The sequence below is a fragment of the Curtobacterium pusillum genome (genome assembly GCF_007680845.1).
GTDB lineage: Bacteria > Actinomycetota > Actinomycetes > Actinomycetales > Microbacteriaceae > Curtobacterium > Curtobacterium pusillum_B.
Genome location: NZ_VEIY01000001.1, coordinates 176885 through 194130, shown reverse-complemented (window position 1 = coordinate 194130; position 17246 = coordinate 176885). Strand labels below are relative to the sequence as shown.

Here is a 17246-nt window from a genome sequence, read left to right as displayed (position 1 = left end):
CACCGGCACCACCGGCCAGCTCACCACCGCCATCACCGGCACCAGCACCGCCGGCGCCTTCATCGCCCACACCACCACGCCGACGCGAGTGTCGGACTTCTTCCCGGCGACGGTGACGACGGAGCAGTACAACGCCGGGGTGACCAACACGTTCACAGGCACCGCTACGCCGAACTCGACGCTTCGGATCCTGAACGCCTCCGGCACCGAGCTCGTCAAGGACGTGCAGGTCGACGCCAAGGGTGCTTGGTCGTTCTCCCGCATGATGTCCGCCTCGGCGGCCCACTTCGAGTTCAAGATCGAGCAGACCAAGGACGGCAAGACCAACACGTCCGAGCTGTTCCGCGTCACCGCGGTCAAGGCCTGGCAGGACGCGAAGGTCAACACGGAGTACGTCTCCTCCGGCGTCGTGAACACCTTCACCGGCACCGGCACCCCCGGCGCCACGCTGCGCATCCTGAACGTCTCGAACACGCAGATCGTGAACAACACGATCCGAGTGGGCGAGGACGGCAAGTGGACCTTCACCCGCGGGATCAGCAACGACGCGGAGAACTTCCGCATGAAGATCGAGCAGAACCTCGGCGGCGAGACCCGCACGAGCGCCCTGTTCACGATCAACGCGGCACCGATCGCGAAGGCCAGTAGCACTGGCCCCGCAAAGATCGTCCCGGGCGCGATCAACACCTTCACCGGCACCGTTGACCCGTCCGCGACCGTCCGGATCCTCAACGGCTCCGGCACGCAGATCGTCGACCCCGCCGACGTCACGATCGACAAGCAGGGCAACTACACCTTCGACCGCACCGTCTCGTCCAACGCGACCGAGTTCCGCTTCAAGATCGAGCAGACCAAGGACGGCCACATCCGCACGTCCAACGTCTTCACGATCAAGAAGTAGCCCCTTCCGAGAGCGCGGTGGGCCGTCACATCGATGGCCCGCCGCGCTCTCCTGTACGTCCCGAACCAGAACGGAAACGACCATGCGCATCCCCCATCTCGTCATCGCCACCACCCTCGCCGCCACCGCCGCTCTCGGACTCGCGGCCTGCACGGCATCCGAGGCTCCACGACCTTCCTCCACGAGCGCCAGCACCAGCACCACCGCACCGTCTCCCTCGGCAGGGACCACTGTCTACAACGACTGCATCGATGACGCCGCCCAGATCTGGAACCAGGACGACCAGACGAGCTCGAAGGACACGGACCACTTCAGCATGGGCGACTGCAAGGGCGTCAACGTCATCAGCTCGGACGCGACCATCACCCTCGGAACCGTCGAGACCCTCACCATCGAGGGGAGCAACAACACCGTCACTGTCGAGAACCCCGCCACCATCACGGTCACCGGAAGCGGCAACACCATCCACCACACCGGCCCGGAGCCCTCGATCACGGACGAAGGACAGCACAACACCGTTCGAACGAAGTAGAACAGGCAGCCAGCCGGAGGCAGAACATTGTTCTTTCACGTGTGATGTTTTACACTTGACGTACATCCAAGCAAGGGGTTCCATGAACTACGTCGTCATCATCCGCGCGCTGCTCTCCGGCTGGTGGATCCTCGCCGCAGCGACTGCCGTCGGAACAGTTGCGGCATTCTTGATCACCACGATCACTCCGCCGACCTTCAAGGCGTCCACCTCGTTCTACGTCTCCGTGGCCGGTCAGGAGACCGGTTCGGCGGGTGAGATCGCGTCCGGCTCGACTGCCGCGCAGCAGAAGATCAAGTCGTACACCGAGCTCGCTTCATCGCCCCGGGTCCTCGAACAGGTGATCGAGCGCCTCGATCTCGACACGACACCCGCGCTCCTCTCCGAGAAAGTCACGTCGACAGTCGGTACCGGCACGGTGATCATCTCCATCAGCGCCACGGACAACAACGCACGGACGGCGGCGCGGATCGCAGGGTCCATCGGCACGGCGCTCTCCGCCGTCGTCTCCGAGATCGAGCCGGAGACCGCGGACGGGACCGCGTCAGTACGTCTGGAAGAAGTCATGCCGGCGACGGTGCCCACCTCACCGGTGGCGCCGAAGAAGGCCTTCGACCTCCTGCTCGGACTCGGTGCCGGTCTCGCCGCCGGAGCGGCGCTCGCGCTGCTCCGAGCAGCAGCCGACACCCGCGTGCGCGACGCTGAGGACCTCGACCCCGGACTCCCTCTCGTCGGCGACATCGGCCTCGACACCGACGCGTCGCGGAGCCCTCTCATCGTTCGCGATGACGCGTCGAGTGTCCGATCGGAGGCTTTCCGCAGCCTCCGGACGAACATCCAGTTCCTCCGGACAGCCGGCGCCCCGACGATCGCCGTCACCAGCGCGCGTCCGGCAGAGGGCAAGACCACGACCACGGCGAACCTCGGGATCGCACTCAGCAAGGGTGGGACTCGTACCGTGATCATCGACGCGGATCTTCGTCGGCCGAACCTCGCCACGACGATGGGGATCGAAGGCGCCGTCGGCCTGACCGACTTGCTGGTCGGACGCGCCGAGATCGAGGACGTCCTGCAGGAATGGGGAACCGATGGCCTCAGTGTCCTCCCCGCCGGCACCATCCCCCCGAATCCCAGCGAGCTCATCGGGTCGGAAGCGATGGATCGTGTGGTCGCAGAGCTGGCAGCACGATTCGACGTCGTCCTGGTCGACACCCCACCTGTCCTCGCGGTCACAGACGCTGCGCTCGTGAGCACTCTCGTCTCCATGACTCTCCTGGTGACCGCCGCGAACCAGACCAAACGCTCCGACGTGCGACTCGCGGTCGCGGCTCTCGAACGTGTCGGCCAGCGCCCGAGCGGCGTCGTGCTGACGAAGACCAAGCACAAGGCGTCCCGCTACGCCTACTACCGCTCCGAGTACGCCAGCCGCCCGGCGAACGCCTGACACCCGAACCGAGAAGGACTCCGCCATGCACGAAGCACGCCGCACCAGGACCCTCCGCACGAAGCGTCTCCTCGACGTCGTCGGAGCGGCAACCGCACTCGTCGTCCTGTCGCCGCTCCTCGCGGTCATCGCGGCCCTCGTCGCCGTCCGACTCGGCCGTCCCGTGCTCTTCTGCCAGGACCGACCGGGCCTGCACGGCGAGACCTTCACGATCCTGAAGTTCCGCAGCATGCTCGAGGTCGACCCGGCACGGGGCCGCACCTCGGACGCGAGCCGTCTGACCCGGTTCGGCTCGCTCCTCCGCTCCAGCAGCCTCGACGAGCTGCCGAGCCTCTGGAACATCCTGCGCGGAGACATGTCCTTCGTCGGGCCGCGTCCGAGCCTCTGCCGCTACCTCGAGCTCTACACGGCCGAAGAAGCCCGACGGCACCACGTGCTGCCCGGGCTCACCGGCCTGGCCCAGGTCCGCGGCCGGAACGCCCTGCCATGGCCCGAACGGCTGCGCTCCGACATCGAGTACGTCGACACGGTGTCGCTCGGGCTGGACGCCCGCATCCTGCTCCGCACGGTCGGCGTCGTGATCCGGCGCGAGGGCATCAACGCGCCCGACCACGTCAGCTCCGACGTCTTCGAGGGCACGGCGGTCATGACGGGCGGCTCACGGTGAAGACGCTCTGGATCGTCAACCACTACGCCCACCACGGCGAGCGCGACGGCCGTTCCACGCGGCACGAGCACCTCGCGGCCGGCCTCGTCGCGCACGGCTGGCGGACCGTGGTCATCGCCGCTGGCACCGACCACCCCACCGGCCGATCCCACATGCGGGGCACCACCCTGCGCGAACGGTGGGGCGGCACCGGGTACGAGTTCCTCTGGCTGCGCGGCGTCGACCACCGCGGCTCCGGCCTCCGTCGCGCCGTCGGCCGCATCGCCGACATCCTGCTCTTCACCGCGCTCCTCCTGTCACCCGGGACGCTCCGAGGCATCCCTCGGCCCGACGTCATCGTCGGCGGGTCGTTCCACCCGCTGGCCGCGTGGGCCGCCTCAGTGCTCGCCCGGCGGATCGGTGTTCCGTTCGTGTTCGAACCGCGCGACCTGTGGCCCGAGTCGGCGCTCGGTCTCGCCGGCATGACGGAGCGGCACCCGGTCATCCGCGCCCTCCGCCGACTCGAGCGCACCATCGTCGACCGCGCGGCGCTCGTCGTCTCGCCGCTCGACGGCGTCGGCCGGTACTACGCCGAGCGCGGTCACCGCGTTCCGTTCACCCGGGTGCCCAACGGCGTCGCAGTCGACGACATCGCGCGCGCGACCGAGATCGACAGCACGCCTGCCGGCGAGAGCGCGACCGGGGCCGACGTCGACCGATTCACCATCGCCTACATCGGCTCGATGGGCCCCGCCAACGCCCTCGAAGCCGTCATCGACGCGTTCGACCTGGCACATCGCCGAGCGGCCGCCACGGGCGGACCGCGACTGACACTCGTCATGGTCGGGGATGGCGCCGACGTGCGCGCACTTCGGGAACGTGCGTCGCGCCTCCCGTCCGGCCCCGACGTCGTCTGGACCGGACGCGTCCCGCAGGCCGAGTCGCGGCGGATCGGCCGTCAGGCCGAGTGCCTCGTCGTCAACATGCACGACCTCCCGCTCTACCGGCACGGCGTGTCCATGAACAAGCAGTACGAGTACATGCTGCTCGGTCGGCCGCTGCTCGTCGGCGCGCCCGTGCCGCTCCAACCGGTCGTCGACTCCGCGAGTGGAGTCCACGTCCGGCCCGACGACGCCGAGGCTCTCGCCGACGGCATGCTCGCCCTCGCCGCCATGCCGGCTGCCGACCGCGACGCGATGGGCGCCCGCGGCCGCGCCCACGTCGTCGACGCGTACGACTACCGGCACCTCGCCGGCGTCCTCGCCCGAGCGCTCGACGCCACCGTCAGCACCCCCTGAACCCTCGACCCGACAGCAGGAACCCGATCATGCGACCCGACATCGTCCACGTCTCCAGCGCCCACCCGTGGGTCGACAACCGCGTCCACCTCCGTGAGGCGGCCGCTGCCGCCCGCGCCGGCTTCCGCGTGCGACTGATCGCGGTCGACTCGGACCTGCCCGCACCGACCACCTCGGTGGAGGTCGTCCGGATCCCTCGACGGCGCCGTGTCCGCCGGATGGTCGTGTCGACGACGCAGGCGCTCCTCCTCGCGCTGCGGTCCGGCGCACGGGTCGTGCACCTGCACGACCCGGAGCTGATCTGGACCATCCCGGTCCTGCGGCTCGCCGGCCGGACGGTCGTGTACGACGCGCACGAGGACCTGCCCGACCAGGTCTGGGGCAAGGACTACCTGACCCACGGTCAGCGGGCGTTCTTCGCCTGGCTGTCCCACGGCCTCTTGCGTCTCGCGGGGACCGCCGACCGTGTCGTGACGGCGACCGAGTGGACCGGACGCCGGTTCCCGGCACCGCGCCGGGTCGCGATCCACAACTTCCCACTCGCGCGTCCGGAGGACGACACGCAGGTCGGCCTGGAGGCGCGACCCACCCTGGTCGCGCACGTCGGCGTCCTCAGTCGGGACCGTGGGATCGACGTGCTCGGTTCGGTCGCGGAGCACCCGTCGTTCCCGCCGGAGTGGCGCATCGAGATGGTCGGGTCGATCGACCGGGCGACCTCGACGGAGCTGCTCCGTGCTGCCGAGGCGACCGGACGGGTGCACCACGGCGGCGTCGTCGGACCGATGGAAGCGCGCGACCTCCTCCTGCGCTCCCGCATCGGCGTCGTCCCGTTCCGGCGAACGCCGGTCACCGACCAAATCTTCCCGACGAAGCTCTTCGAGTACCTCGCGGCGGGGCTCGCCGTGGTCGCGACGGACATCCCGCTGTGGCGGCACCTGCTCGACGGAGTCGAGTGCGTGACCTTCGTCCCCGCGGACGACCCCGGCGCGATCGCCCGGGCGGTCCGGCGGTACGCGGACGACCCGGCCCTGCTGACGCGGCACGGTGCCGAAGCGCGTCGCGCGGCGGCCCGGTTCACCTGGGCACCCGAAGCCGAACGACTCGTCGCGATGTACGACGAGCTGCTCCCCGGTCTCCGTGCCGGCCGGGCGGCCGGACGATGAGGGCGACGATCGACCGGTCCTCGCTCGTGCGACCGGTTTGGCACGTCCTCGGCACTTTCACCGCGGTGCTGGCACTCGCTCTGACGATGGACCGGATCTCCGAGCACCTGGTCGCGCCGCTGTTCGGCTACCTCGGCTACACGTACGTCGCACCCTCGTGGCAGATGCTCCTCGTGGTCGTCCTCATCACCACCGCGGTGGCGCTCACCCTCCCCCGCACGCTCAACCGGCCCTCGCACGTGGTCCTCTGGACGATCTTCGTCGTCTGCGTCAGCCCCACCATGCTCATGAGCGTGTCGACCGGGTACGTCGCGACCAACACCGCGATCGCCCTCACCGGTGCCGTCGGGACGGCGTTCGGTCTGGTGAGCCTCGCGACGCCCCGCCGCCCGGACGCCCGCAACACCGGCGTGGGCAGTGTGGTGAAGCCGGACGACGACGTCATCCGGATCGGGACGAAGGCGATCAGCCGCGGCTCGCTCACCTGGACCGTGTGCTGGGCGTACTCGCTCCTCACGTACGGGGTGATGGCCGCGACGGTCGGGCTGCACGTGCGGTTCCTCGCCCTCGACGACATCTACGACGTCCGCGCCGACTACTCCGCCGACGTCGGCACCGGCGGGACGCTCGGGTACCTGCTGACCGGGCAGGCGTACGTGATCAACCCGCTCATCCTGGCGCGCGGCGTGTTCCGACGACGGCCGTCACTCATCGTGATCGCGCTCGTCGGTCAGTTCCTCCTCTACTCCAGCACCGGGTTCAAGGCCGTGCTCTTCTCGTTCGTCGCCGTGCTCGGCATGGCACTGCTCTTCCGGGGCACGAGGCCACGGGGCTCCTCGGCGTTCATGGTCGCACCCATCGCCGTCATGGTCGTGTCAGCGGCGGCCGACGAACTGCAGGGCGGCCTCACCTGGACATCCGTCTTCACGCGCCGGTTCATGCTCACGCCGGGGCTGCTCTCGTCGGTGTACGTCGAGTACTTCTCGGACAATCCGGTCGCCCGGTACGGCTACTCGTTCCTCCGGACCTGGGTCGACTACCCGTACGACCTGCCGCCGCCGAAGCGGATCGCGGACTTCCTCGTGCCAGGCTCGGTCGGGTACGCGAACGCCAATCTCTTCGCCGACGGCTTCGCGAACTTCGGTTGGTTCGGGATCTTCGTCGCGGCGGCCGTCCTGCTGATCTGGCTACGGGTCCTCGATCGCGCGAGCCGCGGGCTGCCGATGCGCGTCGCGGCGATGGCGGTCGTGATGCCGAGCATCATGCTGTCGAACACGTCCGTCTTCACGGCGATGCTCTCGCACGGGCTGGTGATGGGGACGGTCGTCCTCGCCATCGCGCCACGGACCGGGTGGGAACGGCGACGGAGGCGGGAGGACCCGGCTCGCCGCCAGGGAGCCGGCGTGCTCGAGCCCGCCGCGGAGTTGGACGCGCGGAGGTCCCGTGGCCGCGTGCTCGTCGGCCCTCGCCGGGAGGTCCGCTGGACGGGGCACCCCCGATCGAGCGTGCGGTCTGCCCGGGGACGGGGACGGCGGGCGCGAGTCCCTGGTCGTCCGCGCGCCTGAGCGCGGGCGGGTGTGCGATGTCCGGCGGAGGCCGCACGAACGGCTCGCCGCAGGGTCGAGGCTCCGTGGGTGACCCGCCGCCCGGCGCCTCGGGCCGGGCCGTCGGGTGCCGCGGTTGAGCTCAGTCAATCGCCCACGTCCGGCCCGGCCGGTCGAGTGAGGGCCGCCGGCAAGATCCGGCCGCGCGACGCTGCGTGGGGTCGGGGCTGGGCGACGCTCCGACGACCGGGACCATGCTCGGGCCACGGCGCCGCGCCGGGCCGGGCCGCGCCGGGCCCGGCCGCGCCGCGCCGGCGCTGGGCCGGGGCTGGGCCGGGCTGGGCCGCGCCGCGCGAGCTGCGCCGGGCTGGGCCGGCCTGAGCCGGAGCCAGGACCGGTGTGCCTGCCCGCATCACCGGCTCGGTCGGCACCGCCGAGTGCGCGCAGCGTCGTCGTACCGAAAGGGCCGACCACGCACGGGAGCCCATGGCGCTGCGCCGAGCGCGGCTGGTGGACCGGCGGGAGCGCCGGGCATCGTCACTCTCCCTGGCGCTTCGGTTCGCGCGCGGGGCGTCTCCCGTCGCGGGCTGCCGCGGACGATGGGACAAGACGCGACGGGCGGGCGGCGACGACGACGGCCCAGCCGGATCGAACGGGCGTGAACCGCGTCAGGCGGGCGCGGGCTCCTCGACGTGGTGGTGCGAGGGCATCGGCGAGCGCGCGGCCAGCACGACGAGCACGAGCATCACGAGGTAGGACACCACCATGGCGGCGGAGAGCGCGGCGAGGACCACGGGCATCGGTGCGCCGAGCGCCGAGGGGACCAACACCGCGGCCGATGTCAGTGCGAGGCGTCCGGCGTCCCAGGACAGCTGGGCCGTCTGCCGACCGAGCATCGACAACACCTGCGTCATCGGGGACACGACGACCTGCACCGCGAACGCCGGAGCAAGGATCTGCGCGTAGGTCCCGGACAGCTGCCAGTCCGCTCCGAACACGGCCCCGAACACGGATGGGCCGAGCAGCAGAACGAGGACCGCGGCGACGGACCCGCCGAGGAACAGACGTGAGGTGAAGCGAGCGAGCAGCCCTCGCACCGGATCGCCGGCCCGGACCCGGAGGCCGAACGCCCCGGCGGCGTACTGGGCCACGGCGTCGGCGACCATGCCGACGGGGGCACCCAGCACGCGCATGGTCAGGGCGACGAAGCCCGCGGCAGCGCTGCCGTGCATCGCCGCGATGAGGAGTGCCGGCGCCTGCTGCCCGATCACGTTGAGCGCGGCCGACCACGGCGTGACGAGCACGAAGTGGCGATGGGCGCGGAGCGTCCTCCAGGTCGCGGCGGGGCTCGGCAGCGCGGCCACCGACGGCCGGACGCGCAGCATGCCGACGATCGCGGCGAAGCGGCCGACGGCGAGTCCGCCGACGAGGCCGATGGGTCCGGCGAACGCCATCGAGAGGTTCCACAAGGTCTGCGCGATCCCCTGGGCGGCGTTCCGGACGGCGATCGACCCGTGCTGTCGGCGTCGCGCCAGGACGGCGGACCCGATCCGGTGCAGGCCGACGGCGAACACCGTGACCGGGACGATCCACCAGAAGTCGGACAGTGCCGGGGCGCGGAACCGCTCGGACACGTCGGCTCGGAACCACCACGCCACGAACGAGGTCACTGACGCGACGCCGGTCGTCGTCGCCGCCCCGAACACGACCAGCGATGCGGTGGCCGCACGGTCGGGAGCGACGGCGACGGCACGATCGGTGCCGAGGGTGGCCCACGCACCGACGATCGATGCCAGCGCGGTCACGATCGCGAGCGCGCCGAAGTCGGACGGAGCGTACGCACGGGTCAACAGCGGAGAGACCGCGATGACGAGTCCCTGCCCGACGGCGGTCCCGGTGAGGATCGTCACGAGGGCAGGGACACGCCTGCCGCGCAGGAGGCTGGCTCGGGTTCGCACGGCAGTCCGATCGGGGTCGAGGGTGGGCGAGGTCAGGCGGCTACCGGCAGAGCGCCGATCGACGCGACGGTGACGGAGCCCCAGCGAGCGGTATCGAGCACGCGGCGACCGTCGATGACCGTGCGGACCCCGGGGAGGTCGGCCGCGGAGAGCGATCGGTACGCATCGTGGTCCGCCTGCACAACCGCAGCGTCGACGGCGTCGCCCGGGCGGTACGGCTCGAAGCCGAGCCGGCGGAGTTCGTCGTCGGAGTACAGCGGGTCGGACACCGACACGGCCGCACCACGCGAGATGAGCGCCTCGACGACGCCGAAGACGCCGGAGAACGCGGTCTCCTTCACCCCGCCGCGGTACGCGGCACCGAGGACCACGACCCGCTGGTCCGCGAGGTCGCCGTGGAGGCGCGCGAGGGACTCGACGGCGTGCTCGGGCATGCTCGCGTTGCGGTTGCGTGCGGCGCGGACCATAGTCGCCTCGGGGTCGTTCCAGAGGTAGAGCCGCGGGTACACGGGGATGCAGTGGCCGCCCACCGCGATCCCGGGCCGGTGGATGTGACTGTACGGCTGCGAGTTGCAGGCGTCGATCACGTCGGCGACGTCGATCCCCTGCCCCTCGGCGAAGCGGGCGAACTCGTTCGCGAGCGCGATGTTGACGTCGCGGTAGGTGGTCTCGGCGAGCTTTGCGAGCTCGGCGGCCTCGGCCGTCCGGAGGTCCCACACCCCGTTCGGCCGGTCGAGGTCGGCGCGCTCGTCGAACTGCAGGACCTGCTCGTAGAACGCCCTTCCGAGCGCGGACCCGCGGTCCGAGAGGCCGCCGACCAGCTTCGGGTAGCGGCGGAGGTCGGCGAAGACGCTGCCGGTGAGGACTCGCTCCGGGGAGAACACGACGTGGAAGTCCTGGCCTTCGACGAGGCCGGAGCACGCTTCGAGCTTCGGGGCCCAGCGGCCACGGGTGGTCCCGACGGGGAGCGTGGTCTCGTACGCGACGAGCGTCCCCGCTGTCAGGTGCGTTCCGATCGCCTCGGTCGCCGCGTCCATCCAGCCGAAGTCCGGGACGCCGTGCTCGTCGACGAAGAGCGGCACGACGACCACGACGACGTCGGCGTGCGGGATCGCGTCGGCCGGGTCGACCGTGGCCCGCAGCGAGCCGGAGGGGACGACCGCACGGAGACCGTCGGCCAGGCCGTGCTCACCGGGGAACGGTTCCCGGGCGGCGTTGACCGAGTCGACGACGCCCTGCGCGACGTCGAGACCGACGACGCGAGCACCCGAGCGGGCGTACTGGACGGCGAGCGGGAGTCCGATCTTGCCGAGTCCGACGACGACGACGTTCATGCTGCTGCTCCTTGGGTCGATCCGTGCTGGGCGGTGGGGAGTCGGACGGTCTCGCCGGTCCCTGAGGACGCGAGGACGGCTTCGGCGACGCTGACCGTCCGCATGCCCTCGGCGAGGGTGACGATGTCGGCGGAGCGCCCGAGGACGGCGTCGCGGAACGCCTCGTGCTCGACCACGAGCGGCTCCCGCTTGGGGATCGCGAACCGCGTGCTCGCGCCTTCTGCCACGCCGCGGAACGCCTGGACCTGGTCCCACTCGCTCCGGACGGTCCCGTTCTCGTGGAAGGTCAGGTCGGCCGAGAGGGTGTCCGCGACGAACGCTCCGCGCTCCCCCGTCACGATGAGCAGGCGCTCCTTGAACGGCGACAGCCAGTTGACGAGGTGTGAGGTCACCGTCCCGTCCTCGAGGCGACCGGTCATCGTGACGAGGTCCTCGTGCGCGCGGCCGCTCTTCGTGCACGCCAGCGCCCCGACGTGGGTGAACGGGGACTGGGCGATCCAGGCGGTCGCGTCGATGTCGTGGGTGGCGAGGTCCTTCACGACGCCGACGTCCGCGATGCGTGCGGGGAACGGCCCCTGCCGGCGGGTGGCGATCTGGTAGACGTCGCCGAGTTCGCCAGCGTCGAGTCGGCGGCGGAGGGCCTGCAGCGCGGGATTGTACCGCTCGATGTGGCCCACGGCACCGACGAGACCGGCTCGGTCGAACGCGTCGACGAGTCGGGCCGCGGCAGTGGTGTCCATCGCGACCGGCTTTTCGATGAGCGCGTGCACGCCGGCGTCGGCGAGTCGCAGTCCGACCTCCTCGTGGAGGACGGTGGGGACGGCGACGACGGCGGTGTCGATCCCGAGCGCGAGGAGCTCGTCGACGGACCGGACGACCTGCGCACCACCGGCGGGACCGTGCTGGTCACCGAGGGCGTCCGCGACGCCGACGAGCTCGACGCCGTCGAGCGTTCGCAGCACGCGGGCGTGGTGCCGGCCCATCATCCCGAGGCCGATCACACCGGCCCGGAGCGCGGCGGTCATCGGCCTGCTCCGGCGAGGGTGTTGACCGCGTCGACGATGCGGTCGAGCTCGGTGAGCGTCAGCGTCGGGTACACCGGCAGGGCCAGGACCTCACGCGCGGCCCGCTCGGTCTCCGGGAGGTCGAGTTCGAGCCCGAACGACGGCAGGCGGTGCACCGGGGTGGGGTAGTAGACGCCCGACCCGATCCCGAACTCCGATCGGAGCGCTGCGGCGAACCCGTCACGGTCGCTCGGCACGCGGACGACGTACTGGTGGAAGACGTGTTCCGCCGAGGACGCCACCGTCGGGGTGACGACGCCGCGGAGTTCGCGTGCGAGGTAGGCCGCGTTCGCCTGGCGCTGCGCGGTCCAACCGAGGACCTTGGCGAGCTGCACCCGACCGATCGCCGCGTGGATGTCCGACATCCGGGCGTTGAACCCGATGACCTCGTTCGCGTACCGCTGTTCCATGCCCTGGTTGCGGAGGAGCCGGAGAGTGCGGTCGACCTCGGGGTCGGTCGTCGAGACCATGCCGCCCTCGCCGGCGGTCATGTTCTTCGTCGGGTACAGGCTGAAGGCCGCGGCGTCGCTGGTGCTCCCCACGCGGGCGCCGGCCCAGCGTGCCCCGTGGGCCTGCGCTGCGTCCTCGACGACGAGCAGCCCGTGGTCCGCGGCGATCGCGGCGAGGGCCGTCATGTCCGCCGGGTGCCCGTAGAGGTGCACGGGCATGAGGGCACGGGTCGCGGGGGTGACCGCGTGACGTACGGCGTCCGGGTCGACGCAGAACGTCACCGGGTCGATGTCGACGAACACCGGGGTCGCGCCGACGAGGCGGACCGCGTTGGCGGTGGCGGCGAAGGTGAACGAGGGGACGATGACCTCGTCGTCGGGCCCGATGCCCAGGGCGACGAGTGCCAGGTGGAGCGCGGCGGTCCCGCTGTTCACGGCGGCGACCGGGCGGCCGTCGACCAGGACCTGGCCGAACTCCCGCTCGAACGCGGCAACCTCGGGACCCTGGGCGAGTCCGCCGCTGGCCAGCACGGCGTCGACGGCGCGACGCTCGTCCGGCCCGATGAGGGGCTTCGCGGCGGGGATGAGTTCCAGCGCGGGCGCCGGCATCGTGGGGGCGGTCATCGAACGACCTCGATCTCGTCGCCGGCGGTGGTGAGGCGGAAGCGGTCGCCGGTGTCCGGGCAGGTCAGCCGGTCGCCGTCCATGCGGACGAGGCGCGCGCCGGTCCGACCGACCCAGGCGATCAGGCGCGCGGGGACCCCCGCGACCAGGGCGTGGTCGGGGACGTCACGCGTGACGACGGCCCCGGCGGCGACCATTGCCCACTTGCCGATGCGCACCGGTGCGACGCAGATGGCACCGGCGCCGATCGACGCCCCCTCGTCGACGACGACGGGCTCCGGTGCCCAGTCGGACAGGTCCTTGATGCTGCCGTCCGGGTTCACGGCGCGTGGCACGTTGTCGTTCGTGAGGACCGCGCCGGGCCCGACGAACACGCCGGCCCCGACGACCGCGGGCCCGTAGACGAGGGCGGCGTTCTGGATCTTGCAGCGTTCCCCGACCGCGACGCCGGCGCCGATCGTGACGCCGCGGCCGACGAGCGTGTCGTCGCTGACAACCGCTCCGGCTTCGACCCGGGAGCCGTCCCAGACGCGCACCCCGGCGCCGATGATGGCGGTCGTCGAGACGTCCGCCGCGGGCGAGACGAACGCGTGCGGGCTTCGGTTCGGATGGACGTCCGAGGGCATCTGGAGCTCCTGTCTGATCGGTGTGCTGTGCCCAGATTACATATTCCAGTTTTGGATATCAAGTGCTCAGTATCGCATTGCGCCGACGTCGCGGGGAATCGGTACCCTCACGGCATGGAAGCGCACGAGCGCCTCGGCCGCGCCTGGCGTCCGATCTTCGACGAGGCCTACCAAGCCGTCCTCGCGGCGATCCGGGACGGCCGGCTCCCGCACGACGTGGACCACGACGAGACCGAGTTCGGCGCCGCGATGGACCTCCCGCCACTGGCCCTGCAGGGCGCGCTCGAACGCCTCGCGGACATGGGCCTCGTCCGTCCCGGCCCGACCGGCACGTTCCGGGTGTCCACCCTCGCCCCGGCTCGCTGGGCGCAGGACTCCTGGGCGCTCGTCGGCTACCTCGAGGTGGACATGCGGTCCGCGATGGCGACCATCACTGACCAGGACGTCGAGCGGTACGCGGGTCTCGTCGACGCCGCCCGGCGTGCGGCCTCCGAGCGGGACCCGGCGGCGATGGACGCCGCGATGACGGCCACGTTCGCGTTCTGGGCCGAGATCGCCCCGAACCGTCTCGCTGCACGCTTCACCGTGCGCGCCCTCGAACAGCTCCGGTTCGGGCTCGCGACGACGGTGCCCTGGACAGTGTGGCGGGTGGAGGGCTGGCTGGCCGCGTCCCTCCAGGCTGCACGCCTCCATGACGTCCCGACGGCCGAGCGCGCGGCGCACGTCCTGCTCCGGCTCTGGTCGGCGTTCCTCGAGGAGGCCGCCGCGACGCTCGGGATCGACGCCCAGGACCTCCTCATCCCGCCGCCGATCGATCCCGACGAGGTCACCTGGGCACCGGACGACCTTTGGTACGAGCTGCTCGGTGCGGTGCGGGACGGTTCCCTCGAACGCGGCCGCGAGTACGGCTTCGCCGAGCTGCTGCCCCGCTTCCGGGTCCCGAGCGCACGCCTCCTGCCGGGCATCCGTCGGCTCGAGCTGATGGGTCTGGTCGTCGCCGGGGCGCACGGCGACGGGGCGATCCGGATCGCGTCGCCGACCGTCGAGGACTGGGTGGAGAGCCAGGAGTTGCTGCTCGGGCTGCACGAGCAGTCCGCGCGGTGGAGCATCCCCTTCCTGACGGCGACCGAACGCGCAGAGGTCGTCGCGCGCATCGACCTTGCCGGACGGTACGCGCAGGTGCGGGACTACGCGTACCCGGTTGTCCTCACGGACATCACCCGGTACCTCGCGGTCCACTCGCGGAACCGCGCGGTACGGGCGTCGACGCTCGTCGGCATCAGTCGGTTGGTCTACGTGCTCGAACAGGCACCGCGCTTCCGGCAGTGGAACATGCAGGACTACCTGGAGCTCGTCCGCGAAGCCGTCGAGACCCGCGACGCCGAGGTCGCCGCCGATGCCGCCCACGCGCTGTCGACGCACTTCGACGCCCACATCGCGGAGGTGCGCGCGCAGTACGCGGCCGGGAGGGGACACCCGCCCCGGTAGGCTTCGCCCGTGCGATGGAGTCGAGTGGGTTGGCCCGCGGTCGGGTACGTCTCCCTCGAGGACGTCGACGGCTACGCCGAGCACCTCGCCCGCCTCGTCTCCGACGCGCCGCCGTCGATCGCAGCCCTCGCGTCCGTCACGTGGAGCGAAGCACGCATCGAGCGCTGGCGCATCGAGGAGTCCGGCCGGCACGAGGACGCGGGCGTCGACTCCACCCCGACCCACACCGTGCACGCCGCGTTCGTCGTCCGCAACGACGAGGTGCTGGACACCCCGGACGGCCTCTGGAGGCGGTGGAACCACGCCCGGCTCTCGCTCCGCTTCGACCGCGCGGTCGTCGAACCGGACGCGATCGACCCGCTCGACCTCCTCGGCGGCGACGTCCACGTCTCGCGCGGCGAACTCGCGCACGTCGACGCGGACGTCTGGGAGCTCCGGCTGCTCGTCTCCCCCACCGGCGAGTTCGCGGTGCACTTCCGCGACGTCGTCGTCGAGGTCCGTCCGGTCGACGAAGCGGACTGGACCCGACTCGCCGACCGACCCGCGCACGGCTGGTCCGGCCCGGTGCCGGACGGCTGGGTCGAGTGGGCCACCCCGGCCGTCCGTGCCGCGGCGCACGGGGACGTCGGCGGGCTCTCGCTGGCGCTCGACGGCATCGGCAGCGACCCGGCCGGGATCGACGAGGTCGACCCGCGGTGGGGCTTCGCGCCGCTGCACGCCGCGGTCTGGTTCGACCGACGCGGCACGACCGAGGCGCTGCTGGAGCGCGGTGCGGACGTGCACGTCGAGGACGCCGAAGGGCGGACCGCGATGGACCTGGCCCGCGAGCGGGGCTCGCGCCGCGCGGAGGAACTCCTCCTCGCCTGGTTCGATGCGTCGACAGACGACCAAGCGGATCACGACGCAGCGCACCAGGGTGACTGACGGGAGGCGCGACCCGCGTCGATCAGGCGAGTCGCGCCTCCAGGCAGTCGGCTACTGGACCGTCAGCGCGTTGGCGGCAGCGACCCGTCCGTACCAGCGCGCCGAGTCCTTCGGCGTCCGGGCGAACGTCACCGGGTCCCACGAGACGAGACCGAAGGTCGGGCGGAAGCCCGACGCCCACTCGTAGTTGTCGAGCAGCGACCAGTGCTGGTAGCCGAGGACCTCGATGCCGTCCTCGATGCAGCGGTGGATCCCCTCCAGGGCGCCCTGCGTGTAGGCGATCCGTCGGGGGTCGTCGGCGGTCGCGATGCCGTTCTCGGTGATCATCAGCGGGACGTGGCCGGAGAGCTCCCACGCGCTGCGGAGCCCGTCGGCGGAGGCCTCGGGGTAGAACTCCCAGCCGGTCAGGGTGGTCTCGACGTCCTCCGACACGGGGAGCGGACCGTCCGGACCGATGAAGGTCCGCGTGTACGCCTGCACGCCGAGGAAGTCGTCGCCCGCGGCCTGCTCGAGGTACCAGTCGTCGCGCGGGTAGCCGTACTCGCGGAGCTTCTCCTCGGAGCCGGGCTCACCGGAGGCCTTGAAGGCCTGCGTCGCGATGGTCCAGCCGCTCTGGATGCCGGACACCTGCGAGAGGACCTCGCGGGAGCGCTTGTGCGACGCGAGCAGGGCGTCGGCCACCCCGAGGTCCGGGTTCGGCAGACCGTAGGCCACCAGGTTCGATGCGTCCTCGCCACCCGCGAGCATCGCCGCGATGTTCGGCTCGTTGATCGTGCAGACGTAGCGGACGCCGTCCTGGATGACGGGGAGCGCCGCCTCGGTGTAGCGGGCGAACAGGTCGGCGGCGTCGGGCGCGCGCCAGAAGCCGTCGCGTTCGAACCAGCGCGGCACGGTGAAGTGCATGAGCGTGACGATCGGCTCGAGGCCGAACTCGTGGCACGCCTCGACCATGCGGCGGTAGTGGTCGATCTCGGCACGGCTGACGAACCCGCGCTCGGGCTCGATGCGGGCCCACTCGATGCTGAACCGGTAGGAGTTCAGCCCGAGGTCGGCCGCGATGCGGATGTCCTCGCGGTACCGGTGGTAGCTGTCCGCGGCGTCGCCGGAGGGTTCGACGATGGTGGTGTCGGGCTCGTGCTCGTGCACCCACCAGTTGCTGTTGACGTTGTTGCCCTCGATCTGGTGTGCGGCGGTGGCGGCACCCCAGAGGAAGCCCTTCGGGAAGTCGAGCGTGGTGATGGTGGTTCCTTT

15 protein-coding genes are annotated in these 17246 nt (G+C 71.3%); 9 read left to right on the top strand and 6 right to left on the bottom strand.

Annotation, left to right across the window (positions count from 1 at the left end):
- From FS825_RS00895 to FS825_RS00865, 7 genes are all read left to right on the top strand, one after another.
- Positions 1-901 (top strand): hypothetical protein (locus tag FS825_RS00895; RefSeq protein ID WP_186377001.1); only part of this gene is annotated, 901 nt, incomplete at its 5' end.
- 82 nt (positions 902-983) lie between these two features.
- Entirely contained in the window at positions 984-1433 is a 450-nt protein-coding gene (locus FS825_RS00890; protein WP_144709977.1) for a DUF3060 domain-containing protein, read from the top strand.
- An 82-nt stretch (positions 1434-1515) separates the two neighbouring features.
- Positions 1516-2877 (top strand): tyrosine-protein kinase domain-containing protein, encoded by a 1362-nt coding sequence (locus tag FS825_RS00885; RefSeq protein WP_144709975.1) that lies wholly within the window; start codon positions 1516-1518, stop codon positions 2875-2877.
- Between the two features lie 25 nt (positions 2878-2902).
- Positions 2903-3544 (top strand): sugar transferase, encoded by a 642-nt coding sequence (locus FS825_RS00880; protein WP_144709973.1) that lies wholly within the window; start codon positions 2903-2905, stop codon positions 3542-3544.
- Positions 3541-4821, top strand: coding sequence for a glycosyltransferase family 4 protein (locus FS825_RS00875; protein WP_144709971.1), 1281 nt, complete (start codon positions 3541-3543; stop codon positions 4819-4821). Before FS825_RS00880 ends, FS825_RS00875 begins: the two co-directional genes overlap by 4 nt.
- Before the next feature lie 29 nt (positions 4822-4850).
- Positions 4851-5984, top strand: a complete 1134-nt coding sequence (locus tag FS825_RS00870; RefSeq protein WP_144709969.1) for a glycosyltransferase — start codon at positions 4851-4853, stop codon at positions 5982-5984.
- Between the two features lie 65 nt (positions 5985-6049).
- Positions 6050-7549 (top strand): oligosaccharide repeat unit polymerase, encoded by a 1500-nt coding sequence (locus tag FS825_RS00865; RefSeq protein WP_144709967.1) that lies wholly within the window; start codon positions 6050-6052, stop codon positions 7547-7549.
- Between the two features lie 647 nt (positions 7550-8196).
- On the opposite strand, the gene FS825_RS00860 is transcribed toward FS825_RS00865, so the two are convergent.
- From FS825_RS00860 to FS825_RS00840, 5 genes are all read right to left on the bottom strand, one after another.
- Positions 8197-9438 (bottom strand): lipopolysaccharide biosynthesis protein, encoded by a 1242-nt coding sequence (locus FS825_RS00860; protein WP_186377000.1) that lies wholly within the window; start codon positions 9436-9438, stop codon positions 8197-8199.
- An 80-nt stretch (positions 9439-9518) separates the two neighbouring features.
- Positions 9519-10820, bottom strand: a complete 1302-nt coding sequence (locus tag FS825_RS00855) for a nucleotide sugar dehydrogenase (RefSeq protein WP_144709965.1) — start codon at positions 10818-10820, stop codon at positions 9519-9521.
- On the bottom strand, positions 10817-11845 hold the full coding sequence (locus FS825_RS00850) for a Gfo/Idh/MocA family protein (protein ID WP_144709963.1): 1029 nt from the start codon (positions 11843-11845) through the stop codon (positions 10817-10819). The genes FS825_RS00855 and FS825_RS00850 overlap by 4 nt, the downstream gene beginning before the upstream one ends.
- Positions 11842-12957 carry a DegT/DnrJ/EryC1/StrS family aminotransferase gene (locus FS825_RS00845; protein WP_260980952.1) on the bottom strand — a complete coding sequence of 372 codons (1116 nt, stop codon included), beginning with the start codon at positions 12955-12957 and terminating at the stop codon, positions 11842-11844. The genes FS825_RS00850 and FS825_RS00845 overlap by 4 nt, the downstream gene beginning before the upstream one ends.
- A complete protein-coding gene (locus FS825_RS00840) occupies positions 12954-13583 on the bottom strand; it encodes an acyltransferase (protein WP_144709961.1) in 630 nt (209 codons plus the stop codon). Before FS825_RS00840 ends, FS825_RS00845 begins: the two co-directional genes overlap by 4 nt.
- A gap of 114 nt (positions 13584-13697) precedes the next feature.
- Between FS825_RS00840 and FS825_RS00835 the strand changes: the two genes are divergently transcribed.
- Both FS825_RS00835 and FS825_RS00830 read left to right on the top strand, forming a co-directional pair.
- Positions 13698-15071, top strand: a complete 1374-nt coding sequence (locus tag FS825_RS00835) for a GntR family transcriptional regulator (protein ID WP_144709959.1) — start codon at positions 13698-13700, stop codon at positions 15069-15071.
- 9 nt (positions 15072-15080) lie between these two features.
- Positions 15081-15995 carry an ankyrin repeat domain-containing protein gene (locus FS825_RS00830; RefSeq protein WP_144709957.1) on the top strand — a complete coding sequence of 305 codons (915 nt, stop codon included), beginning with the start codon at positions 15081-15083 and terminating at the stop codon, positions 15993-15995.
- A 51-nt stretch (positions 15996-16046) separates the two neighbouring features.
- Here FS825_RS00830 and FS825_RS00825 read toward each other — a convergent pair whose 3' ends face one another.
- Positions 16047-17234 (bottom strand): glycoside hydrolase family 1 protein, encoded by a 1188-nt coding sequence (locus FS825_RS00825; RefSeq protein WP_144709955.1) that lies wholly within the window; start codon positions 17232-17234, stop codon positions 16047-16049.
- Positions 17235-17246: the final 12 nt, after the last annotated feature.